At 38.9% G+C, this 11,079-nt stretch carries 13 protein-coding genes; 7 read left to right on the top strand and 6 right to left on the bottom strand.

The genetic code is table 11. From position 1 onward, the window contains the following. From ACWIUX_RS00300 to ACWIUX_RS00330, 7 genes are all read left to right on the top strand, one after another. Positions 1 to 1,365, top strand: a 1,365-nt coding sequence (locus tag ACWIUX_RS00300; RefSeq protein WP_448588723.1) for a DUF3373 family protein, incomplete at its 5' end; no start/stop codon positions are given. A gap of 121 nt (positions 1,366 to 1,486) precedes the next feature. Continuing rightward, positions 1,487 to 1,834, top strand: a complete 348-nt coding sequence (locus ACWIUX_RS00305) for a DsrE family protein (protein ID WP_448588724.1) — start codon at positions 1,487 to 1,489, stop codon at positions 1,832 to 1,834. Between the two features lie 82 nt (positions 1,835 to 1,916). Continuing rightward, entirely contained in the window at positions 1,917 to 2,246 is a 330-nt protein-coding gene (locus tag ACWIUX_RS00310) for a hypothetical protein (protein WP_448588725.1), read from the top strand. After that, a complete protein-coding gene (locus ACWIUX_RS00315) occupies positions 2,239 to 2,676 on the top strand; it encodes a universal stress protein (RefSeq protein WP_448588726.1) in 438 nt (145 codons plus the stop codon). The genes ACWIUX_RS00310 and ACWIUX_RS00315 overlap by 8 nt, the downstream gene beginning before the upstream one ends. Further along, complete coding sequence (locus ACWIUX_RS00320; RefSeq protein WP_448588727.1) at positions 2,645 to 4,096, top strand: polysaccharide deacetylase family protein; 1,452 nt, start codon at positions 2,645 to 2,647, stop codon at positions 4,094 to 4,096. The genes ACWIUX_RS00315 and ACWIUX_RS00320 overlap by 32 nt, the downstream gene beginning before the upstream one ends. An 11-nt stretch (positions 4,097 to 4,107) precedes the next feature. Then, positions 4,108 to 4,542, top strand: coding sequence for a hypothetical protein (locus ACWIUX_RS00325; protein WP_448588728.1), 435 nt, complete (start codon positions 4,108 to 4,110; stop codon positions 4,540 to 4,542). A gap of 63 nt (positions 4,543 to 4,605) precedes the next feature. After that, positions 4,606 to 4,998, top strand: a complete 393-nt coding sequence (locus tag ACWIUX_RS00330) for a desulfoferrodoxin (RefSeq protein WP_448588729.1) — start codon at positions 4,606 to 4,608, stop codon at positions 4,996 to 4,998. 55 nt (positions 4,999 to 5,053) lie between these two features. Here ACWIUX_RS00330 and ACWIUX_RS00335 read toward each other — a convergent pair whose 3' ends face one another. From ACWIUX_RS00335 to ACWIUX_RS00360, 6 genes are all read right to left on the bottom strand, one after another. Then, positions 5,054 to 5,761: an ABC transporter ATP-binding protein gene (locus ACWIUX_RS00335; RefSeq protein WP_448588730.1), complete on the bottom strand. Its 708-nt coding sequence runs from the start codon at positions 5,759 to 5,761 to the stop codon at positions 5,054 to 5,056. Further along, positions 5,754 to 6,536, bottom strand: a complete 783-nt coding sequence (locus ACWIUX_RS00340) for an ABC transporter ATP-binding protein (protein WP_448588731.1) — start codon at positions 6,534 to 6,536, stop codon at positions 5,754 to 5,756. Before ACWIUX_RS00340 ends, ACWIUX_RS00335 begins: the two co-directional genes overlap by 8 nt. Beyond that, a complete protein-coding gene (locus ACWIUX_RS00345; protein ID WP_448588732.1) occupies positions 6,517 to 7,539 on the bottom strand; it encodes an ABC transporter permease subunit in 1,023 nt (340 codons plus the stop codon). The genes ACWIUX_RS00340 and ACWIUX_RS00345 overlap by 20 nt, the downstream gene beginning before the upstream one ends. Further along, complete coding sequence (locus ACWIUX_RS00350; protein WP_448588735.1) at positions 7,536 to 8,444, bottom strand: branched-chain amino acid ABC transporter permease; 909 nt, start codon at positions 8,442 to 8,444, stop codon at positions 7,536 to 7,538. Before ACWIUX_RS00350 ends, ACWIUX_RS00345 begins: the two co-directional genes overlap by 4 nt. A 21-nt stretch (positions 8,445 to 8,465) precedes the next feature. Beyond that, positions 8,466 to 9,605, bottom strand: a complete 1,140-nt coding sequence (locus ACWIUX_RS00355) for a branched-chain amino acid ABC transporter substrate-binding protein (protein ID WP_448588733.1) — start codon at positions 9,603 to 9,605, stop codon at positions 8,466 to 8,468. Positions 9,606 to 9,758: 153 nt separating this feature from the next. Then, positions 9,759 to 11,079: DUF3373 family protein (locus ACWIUX_RS00360; RefSeq protein WP_448588734.1), on the bottom strand; the 1,321-nt coding region annotated here is incomplete at its 5' end.

Below are 11,079 nucleotides of genomic sequence, written 5' to 3' on the forward strand. Positions count from 1 at the left end.
ATAGCAACACTTATGAAGTTAGCTGAAGAGTTTAAGTCAGAACTTGCATCCTTAAACGTCAGGGTTGCAGCACTTGAGAAGAAGGCAGCTCTTGACACTGTGAACTTCACAGGAGACGCGCAATTTAGGTTAAATTCAGCAAATCAAGATTATTACGCCCTTAGCCCGTTTGCAAATGGTAAAACTGCATATTCGGTAACTCTAGACGAATATGACTATAACACTAACTACAATGGAGGTATAATAGGTACAGTATCACCGAGTATTACTAATAAAAACGATCCAGCTCTCCAGGATGCAAATAACGATACTTATATGAAGTATAGAATTAGATTAAACATTGCAGCGCCAGTTGCAGACAATATTAGTTTCAATGGCAGACTTGTAGTAGAAAAAAATGCTGGTCATAATACTGCAGGAGGATCCAATAATCCTATAATTGCAGCTACATCCGGTTATATGGATAACTCAAATACTCTTTTTGTTGACAGAGCATATATTACGTGGACTCTTAACCCATATCCTGTGACATTTGTCCTCGGCAGACTTCCTACTATGGATCAAGGTCAGTATTACAACAATATGTTTTTAGACGAGGGCACTGAAGGCGCGCAGGTAATATTTGATATGTCAAACTTCTTGCCATCCACAACCGTTTCAGCAACCTGGGCAAAGGTATTTGACAATGGTCTTATTACCTCTGATCAAGAAGCAAATGGCTATAAAGATAAAGATCTGTACATCTTAAACCTTAAATCCAAGATGTTTAACGCCTTTAACTTAGAAGCAGATTACGGTTATGTTGACAAATTTGCATATTATGGCAACCTTTACTCAGGCGCTAATGGAACTGGAGCTGCTGGTCTTCCTGGGACAAATGCTACAGCACTTACAACGGGAAACAACGGCCAATATGGAAAATACAGCTGGTGGCTAGTACTTGGAAGCTGGAATGTATATGGCATAGATATGTATGCAGGTTATGAAGGTACTTCTACCGATATGCCAGTTCTTGACGGCACAGGAAATATCAATAGCATAAAGAGCGTAAACGGTGGTGCATGGGGACTTGGCGGTGATATGCCATTTCTCGTCGGGACACTTGGAACCGATTTGTGGTTTGGAAACAACAAGTGGTACAACCCATTTATAAACAACACAGTAAGTACAGGCTATAAAGATTATTTAGACTTTTATTACCTAATACCAGTTGCAAAAAATGCACACCTGTCTCTCGTCTACATATATCAGAAAGGTCAAAAACCATATAACACTGACGCAACAAATGGCTATTATTACACATTTAACCCAGCTCAAGCAAACAACTACAACGAATACGAACTTGAACTTAACGTAAATTTCTAAAAGGCTTTTTTAAGCCCCCGAGAGATCGGGGGCTTTTTTATTTTTAAAGATAATTGAGCTTACAAAAAAATTTATTTTATAGTATAATAAATACAACTTATATATAAGGGGGTATACGTTTATGAATAGCGTAGTAATCCACATCGACACTGACGATAGCGTTAGACTTACGAAGGCTTTCTTTAGTGCAAAGAATTTGCTTGAAACCTACAAAGAAGAGGGTATACAAATTGTATTTATTGCAAATGGTGATGGAGTAAAGCTATTCACAAAGGATAGAGAGAATTCTCTAAAAGATGAAATGCTTTCCTTGTACAAGCAGGGCGTAAAGTTTATGGTTTCACAAAACGCCTTAAGGGAAACCCATATAGGGTTAGATAGCGTTCTTGAATTCGTAAATGTTGTGCCTTCGGGAATCGTAGAAATGGTAAAACTCTCAAAAGCAGGTTATCAATATATAAAAGCATAAAATACCTTACCACTCAAAAAATATTCTTTTTTTAAGTAAATTTGCTATACTATATGATAAAACTATTGCTGGAGGCGAAAAAATGTGTTCAAATAACGAGTCGTATATGACGGTAATGAAGATTGAAACAAAACATCTGATAAATAGAGTGCAGCTTCTCAGAGAAGAGATAGCGCGTTGGCAGATGATGGGCAACATTTTAGGATTTGAGGGTATGGAAAAGAACTTGGAAGAAGCCATAGAACATTTAAAGTTGGTGGTTTCTGCATTGGAGAGAGCACAGGAAAGTTTATATCAAGAAGAAAGCTTTACTGTAGAAAGCATGCACACCCATGAGCATACCCACTCTGATGGGAGCGTGCACACTCACCCTCACACCCACCCACACGAACATGAGCACACCAATGTATAAAAAGATTCTCGTAGCAATTGACGGTTCTGTACATACCCAAAAGGTTTTAGATACGGCTATTTCTCTTGCAAAAGCCTTTAACAGTTCTGTTGAAATTTGTCATGCCGTTTGCATGCCACCCATGCTTCCAGATCTTATGGGCGCAGAGGTAGCATTCATGCCACAAATGATTGAAGACCTTGAGAAAAACGGCAAAAAGATAATCGATGACGCCAAAAAGTATGTTGAAGAAAATGGAATAAAGGATATAACAACCTTTATGGATATTGCAAACGCTGCCAACATGATCCTAGAAAGGATTAAAAGCGAAAACTTCGATCTTGTAGTTTTGGGCAGTAGAGGTTTAAATGAATTTGAGGGCTTTTTAATGGGGAGCGTATCGGATAAAATCAGTCATCATGCAAAGTGCTCAGTATTTATCGTTAGATAAATTACTAGGCACTCTCTTATTATTAATATCGATATCATTTCTCTTTACTAGTTCAAAAGAAAGAGTAAGCGCTTTAATATTTTACGATCGAAGTGAAATTTGGTATTCAGATGTTGGAAAAATGCAATCAGGATGGTTGGAAAATGTACTACACGTGAAGGATATAAAAGTTAAGAGATTCCCTATAGATTCACCATACGTAACAAAAGATCCAAACATCTTGTTTTATGAAGGTACAAGGGGAATGCAGTTTATTCCGGAGCCAATTGTTTGGAGAGCTAAGGCAGAGAAAGAAGCTACATGGTGGATTGGCTCCAACGAAGAAGCACTACTTGATGGATATGGAAAAAGTAAAGTAGGATTTCGATATTCAAACGCTCAGTTTAGCTTTAACAAAGTTTTATATAGAGGGTTTACATTTGACACACAGCCGTTTTACGTTACTCCTATAAATCCAGAAAGCTCTAGTGTTTTGATATCAGCAGAAAACAACAAAGGCGATTCATCTCCAATTCTCTTAAAGTCAAAAAATCTATTTTTTATGGCTTCTAATCCGTTTTTGGGTATTGACAGAAAAAGATATATGGCTCTTTGTGACGCAATAGCAAGGTATTTGGGCGTTCCAGAACAGCCAAGGCCACTAGGTCTTATCAGGTTAGAGGACGTTCACCCAATGTACGACATCCCAAGACTGAAGGCCGTAATAGACCTTCTTGAGAAGAGGGATATTCCCTTCTCTATTGCAGTAATACCAATATTTGTGGACCCATCAAAGGGCATCAATGTGAAACTAACAGATGATGTAGAACTGATATCAGTTTTAAAGGAAGCACAGATGCATGGAGCACAGATCTTTATACACGGACTTACACATCAATTCTCAGGTGAATCCGCTGTAGGGTATGAATTTTGGGACAATAAAATTCAAGCCCCCTTTCCAGGTAGGATTACCCTTGAACAGCTTGAAGGTAGAATTAAAGAAGCAAAAGAAATAATAAGTGCAGCAGGTTTAAAAATAGATGGTTGGGAAACACCTCATTATATGGCTCCTCCTATTCTTTATAAGGCTCTTAAAGCCGAAGGTATAAAAACGATCTACGAAAGAATGCTTCTGACTGATGAAGTGCAGTTTGACAATCCTTTGATAGTCCACCAGATGTTAATATATCCATCAACTTATAATGGGATGTACTGGATACCAGAGGATTTTGGTTATGATGGATACAATTTTACGCAAAAAACAGTTTATAATGAACTCAGAAAAAACAAAGCTTTTTCAAGAGGCGTCGCCTCATTTTTCTTTCATCCGTACTTAGGTAGGGGCAAATTAGATGCACTACTTAACAGTGCTGAAAGGGATAACGTTTTATTTGTAAGCATTAAAAGGCTTCTTAAATTCTATAGAATTAATACGAATTGAGAGGGTGTAAATTGAACGAGAGGGATTTTGAAAGGTTAGAGTCTAGAGTAAAAGAATTGGAAGACCTTGTAATCAGACTGATAAAGAAATTGGGACTTGAGAAGGATCTATTTGAAAATTACCAAATCTCAAAGGACCATGGTAAGGTACTTGAGGTCTTAGGATTTTCAGGATATACCATAGAAAAGAACAGAGATACAATAAGTAATTACATTGTAGAAAACGAGCTTCTAGAACCTCTCCAAACAGTTGGCAGAAAAATATGGAAGCTCTTTGGCTTAAACATTCGAAAGATTGAGATCCAAAACAGTACAGAAGGCTTAACGATTTTGATTAAGTTAGCAAAACTAGATAAAGAGAAAGAAGATAAGATTAACTCTATCTGGGCAAACCTTTCAAAGGAAAGGTCTAATCTAATAAAATTTACCTATTTATTAGACAATTAAGAATAGTTTTTTGACAAAAATTTGTTATAATAATATTAATAATCATTTCGGAGGTGTAAATTAATGGCTACTGAAGCTTTGCAGATCTATAAGTGTGAAACATGTGGAAATATTGTAATGGTTCTTCACTCTGGTGTTGGACAGCTCGTTTGCTGTGGAAATCCGATGAAGCTAATGGAAGAAAATACTGTTGATGCCGCTGTAGAAAAGCACGTTCCTGTTATAGAGAGAAATGGGAAGGAGGTACTTGTAAAGGTAGGCTCTACTCCTCACCCGATGACAAATACCCACTGGATTGAATGGATCGAACTGCACGTTGATGATTCGTACGTGCTGATAAAAAGGCTAACATATAACGATAAGCCAGAAGCCTTATTTTCACTGCCAACCGAACCAAAAAGCCTAATGGCACGAGAGTATTGCAACCTTCACGGCCTTTGGAAAAGCGAAGAATAATAATACTTGTTTTAAATAAAAAAAGCCCGCGCAAGCTTTTGCGCGGTTTTTTTATTTATTTGCCGCCAAGATAGGCCGCTCTAACGTGTTCTGAGTTAAGTAACTCCTCAGAAGTACCAGACAACGTTATATTTCCTGTTTCTATAACGTATCCTTTATTTGCTAATTTTAAGGCCTTTACAGCATTTTGCTCAACAATTAACAGGCTTGTGCCTGATTCGTTTATCTCTTTTATTATTTTAAATATCTCATCAACTAAAACTGGCGCAAGCCCAAGCGACGGCTCATCTAAAAATAGATATTTTGGTCTTGACATCATGCCTCTCGCAATTGCAAGCATTTGCTGCTCTCCACCTGATAGAGTCCCAGCCTTTTGGTTTAGCCTTTCTTTTAATCTTGGAAATAAAGTTAGAACCATCTCTATGTCATCCTGGATCCCCTTTTTATCTTTCCTCAAGAACGCACCCATTAAAAGGTTTTCATGAACGCTCATCCTTGTGAATATCCTTCTACCCTCAGGAACCAAACACAATCCCATGCTTACTATTTTATCAGTTGAAAGTCCAGTTAAAAGCACATCGTCTAAGTACACCTCTCCGCTTGCAACCTTTTCAACCGCCATTATAGCCTTTAATACCGATGATTTTCCCGCTCCATTGGCACCAATGAGGGCCACTATCTCTCCTTCCTTTACCTCCAGTGAAACGCCCTTCAGAGCAACTATCCCGCCATATCTTAGAACTACATTGTTTACTTTAAGCAATTTCAGCTTCCTCTTTTCCAAGATACGCTTCTATAACCCTTGGATTGTTTCTAATTTCCACTGGGCTACCCTCAGCAATCTTTTGTCCAAAATCTAGCACAATTATTTTCTCAGAAAGCTTCATAACAAGAGACATATCGTGCTCTATAAGAATTATAGTAACTCCCATATCCCTAATTTTTTTGATTAACCTTATAAGCTCTTCAGTCTCTGAAGGGTTCATACCTGCAGCGGGTTCATCAAGCAGCAATATCTTTGGTTCGGATGCAAGGGCTCTAGCAATCTCTAACTTTCTCTGAAGTCCATATGGAAGGTTTACAGAAATCTCTGACTCTCTATTAAGTAATCCCACAAAATCTAATAGGTTCCTTGCTAATCTTACTCCTTCTTTTTCCTCCTTTATAAAGGCAGGCATAGTTAAGAGTATCTCCCACACTTTAGCCTTTAACTTTGAGTGTCTTCCTACCAAGACATTTTCTAAAACAGTCATATTTTTAAAAAGTCTGATATTTTGGAAGGTTCTAGATATCCCAAGATATGCTATCTTATAAGCTGGCACCCCAACAATATCCCTTACTACGCCATCCTTTTTGTAAAGAATTTTTCCCTTTTCAGGGGTATAGACACCTGTAACACAGTTAAAGAGAGTTGTTTTGCCTGCGCCGTTAGGACCAATAACTGAAACTATTTCGCCCTCATTAACCTCCATTGAGACATCGTTTACAGCAATAAGACCCCCAAACTGTTTGGTAACATTAGCGATTTCTAGTAACAAAAGAATTTTCCTCCTCTGCTCCTTTTAAGATCCTTCTTGGTTTTATCCAACCCATAAAGCCTTTTGGCATAACGATCATCATAAATACCATAAGAGCACCAAATATAAGCATCCTGTATTCAGAAACGCTTCTTAAAATCTCGGGCAAGAAAACAAGGGTGAGCGCGCCTATTACAGGCCCCTCAATAGTACCCATACCGCCAATTACCACCATTGCAAGAACCATAACCGACTCCATAAAGCTAAAGCTCTCAGGAGACACGAAGGTAGCATAGCTCGCGAAAAAGACCCCAATAGATCCACCAAGCATGGCGCCTAATATAAAAGAGATTAATTTGAAATTTTTAAGATTGACACCCATCGAGACAGCTGCGATCTCATCCTCCCTAATAGCTTCAAGGGCCCTTCCTATCCTTGATGCCTGGAACCTATAAGTCAGAAATACGGCTATTGCTACGAAAGCTAAGGCCATAAAGTAATATTGAAACGGATCTTCAAATTTGAATCCAAAAATACTCGGTCTTGGTATGCCAGCTATCCCTATTGGACCGTTTGTCAGAAAGGTTAGATTATTTGCAAGAATTCTAATTATTTCACCGTAACCCATAGTAACAATTGCAAAGTAGTCACCCCTTAACCTAAAAGCGGCGGAACCAACTAAAAGACCAAAAAGTGCAGTTGTAAAGCACGCTATTGGCAAGATTTCCCAAAAGCTGAGCCCTAGCTTAATTGAAAGAATTGCATAGGTATATGCCCCTACGGCATAAAAGGCTATAAAGCCCAAATCAAGAAGTCCTGCTAGTCCACAAACTATATTCAAGCCCAATGATAGAACCACGTATATAAAAGCCAGATTCATAATGTGAACGTAGTATTGAGACGAAACAAGAAATGGATACACACAAGCAACCAAAAAAAGTATGCCCCACTTGAGGCGCGCATCCATATTATTCCATCGTCTTGCTACGGTTTTGACCTTTCTTCTAAACCTGATATCCATCATACTTTATCGGGAACCTGTTGGCCCAAGAGGCCAGAAGGTCTAAGCAACAGGATAAATAAAAGCATAAGGAAGGCAAACATATCCTTATATTCAGACGATATATAACCAGCGCCAAAGCTCTCTATAATGCCTAAACAAAACCCTCCAAGCATAGCACCGGGTATGTTACCTATACCACCAAGCACAGCTGCTGTAAATGCCTTCAAACCTGCAAGGTATCCCATGTCGAATTTCGCCACACCATAATACATTCCATACATAACCCCAGCAGCAGCAGCAAGAGATGAACCTATCATAAAGGTGATTGTAATAATTCTATTAACTCTTATTCCCATTAGGCTTGCTGTAACGTAGTCTTGCGCAACAGCCCTCATTGATCGACCTAGCTTAGTCTTGTTTACAAGAAGAGTTAAACCTAACATCATCAATATACAAGTAGTAAAAATAAATATTTGAATTAAGCTTATCCTCGCATGCAAAATGTCCCATCCAAAATCAGGAAATATTGCAGGATATACCCTATTTGTAGATCCAAACGTAAGCATAGCAAAATTTTGCAGAAAAATCGATGCGCCAAGTGCACTAATTAACGGTATCAGCCTATTTGTCACGCTCCTTAGTGGACGATAGGCTATAAATTCAAGAAGCGCCCCCAGAAAGGCAGTAGCGATCATAGAGAACATAAACATTAGAAAGATGGCAAGGGGAATTGGTATGACCTTTGACAAACCTGTCATCTCCAATATCCACCAAAAAAGGAGCCCAAAAAAGGAGCCCATCATAAATATTTCTCCATGAGCAAAATTGATAAGTTCAAGTATACCGTACACCATAGTATAGCCCAATGCAATCAAAGCGTACACCGCCCCCAAAGTTATTCCATTTACCAATTGTTGTAAGAAAATTGTAAAATCACTCCCTTCATATTAGTTGATGATTCTCCAACTGCCATTTTTAACAATATAAACGCCTACAAGATTGTTGTTCGTATTACCCTCTTTATCAAAAGAAGTACTTCCTAATATACCATCAAATTTCAAATTATGCATTGAATTTGCCAGTATAGTCCTATCTGGCTTTCCAGACAACTTAATAGCATCTATTATAGAAAGGGTTGCGTCATATGCAAAGACCGCGTAGTCAGTGGGATCCCTTCCAAAGGCTTCTTTATATCTTTTCACAAAATCAGCTCCTTTAATAAGCTTATTAAATGAGAAACCAACCGATGTAGCCATTGTGCCCTCTGAAGCTATGCCCGCAATCTTTATAAATTCTGTATCCTTTATGCCATTAGTCCCAAAAAAAACAGATTTTATGCCCATTTCCTTTGCTTCTTTTATTATTTGGGCGCCCTCTGGATACATCCCTAAAAAATATATCACCTCAGGATTAATAGACTTTATCTTTTCAAGGGGGGCTTTGAAGTCCTTATCTCCCTGATAGATCTTCTCCTCAGCAAGAACTACCCCTCCCAACTTCAAAAATTCACCCTTAAAGGTGGCTATAAGATCTCTTGCATAGTCGCTGTTATCCTCAATTATGGCTAATCGTTTTAATTTCAGATCGTTTGCAATAAATTTGGCAGCGCTTATTCCTTCTTGTAAATCACTAGCACAAACCCTAAAAACGCTGTAATAACCCTTACTGGTAAGCTCTGGGCTTGTAGTAGAGGGAGAAACCATCACAACGTTGTTCTTTGCATAAATTTGGGCAGACATTATAGTGTCTCCTGCATCTACCCCACCGACTACAGCCAAGATTGATGGGTTTGCACAAATTTTTCGCGCAATGATTGCAGATTCAACTGGATCGCCTTTGTCATCCATCTGTACAAGCTCAAACTTTCTGCCAAATGCACCCCCATCGGCATTGGCGTCTTTTATGGCAAGAAGAGCTCCGTTTCTCTCCTCTTCACCAATCTGAGAAAGCTCTCCTGAAAGGGGGACTACTAAGGCGATCTTTAATGCAGGATTTGACACGCCTATGAAAGAACACCCACAGATAGATAAACTTAGTGCAAACATGGCTAACAGTGAAAAAATGAAAATTATTCTGCGAATATTCAATAAAGAGCCCCTCACTTTATAACTAAAATTTACTTATATTATCACAAAAATTGTTAGTCGTGAAGGAGAGGGTTATAAGAAAATCTTAGGGAAAAAATATTTTTATTTATAAATAAAAAAGCCCCCGATCTCTCGGGGGCTTAAAAAATTTTTTTAGAACTTTACGTCCATCTGAATGTAGTATCTTGTATCGTCCTTAATCTGATCTGGGTTAAATGTATAGTATACGCCATTCACCGTATCAGTGCTATAAGGCTTCTTACCCTTCCAGTAGTCATAGTTCAATGTTAAGGATGCGTTCTTTGCAACTGGGAGGGTATAGTATACGTTGTAGTAATCCTTATATTCTGAGGTGCCCATTGTGTTAATTATGAATGGGTTGTACCACTTGTTGTCGCCAAACCAGAAGTCGCCTGTAAGCGCGCCAACTGGTAGAGGGAGGGTTGCTCCAACTCTCCATGCGCCACCGTTTACAGTGTGCAATCCGCTATAAGTAGTTCCGACTACGCCTTGTGGCATATCGGTAGATGTGCCGCTATATCCTGCCCACATATTTACGTTATACATAGTCCAGTTACCTATTACTGCCCACCAATCATACTTGCCATATAGACCGTTCGCTGTAGAAGGAGCCATACTTGTTGTTGGACCAAAATAAGAAAACTTGTCAATATAGCCGTAATCTGCCTCTAAGGCAAACGTGTCAAAGAGCTTAGTCTTAAGGTTTAATACATATACGTCTTTGTCCTTATATCCAGATGCTTCTTGGCTAGATGTGATCAAGCCATCGTCAAAGAGCTTTACCCATGCTGCTGAGACTGAGGTTGATGGAAGTACATTGCTCAAATCAAACACTACTAAGCCGCCTTCTACTGATGCGTCAAGGAAGAGAGCGTTATAGTATCTGCCTGTATCCATAGTAGGAAGTCTGCCGAGGACAAAGGTTACAGGATATGGGTTAAGAGTCCATGTGATGTAAGATCTCTCAACAAATAGGGTATTCTGGTTGTTATTATAACCTGTGTTTGCAGCTGTAACAATATTGGAGTTATCTCCTGTGCCGTTTACGCCAGCATTCTTCTGCATGGTAAGTCTTGCATTGAAGCTGACGTTGTCAGCAACTGGCGCTGCAACGTTTAATCTAATTCTATAACGCATAAAGGTATCATCTTTTTTATCCGGAATCGGTGTAGTCACAGCAGGTGTTGTACTACCAACTATGCCGCCGCTGTTGCTGCCAGGACTAGAAAGAGCAGTTGGATAAACTAAAGTTCCTGGAGCACTCAATGCCTCAAATGTTCTCTTTTCGCTGCCAAGTCTAAACCTTGCATCGCCTGTGAAGTTCACAGTGTCAAGAGCTGCCTTCTTCTCAAGTGCTGCAACCCTGACGTTTAAGGATGCAAGTTCTGACTTAAACTCTTCAGCTAACTTCATAAGTGTTGCTATGTCGTTTGCGTTTAACTGGATCTTTTGA

The organism is Thermodesulfobium sp. (assembly GCF_053498235.1).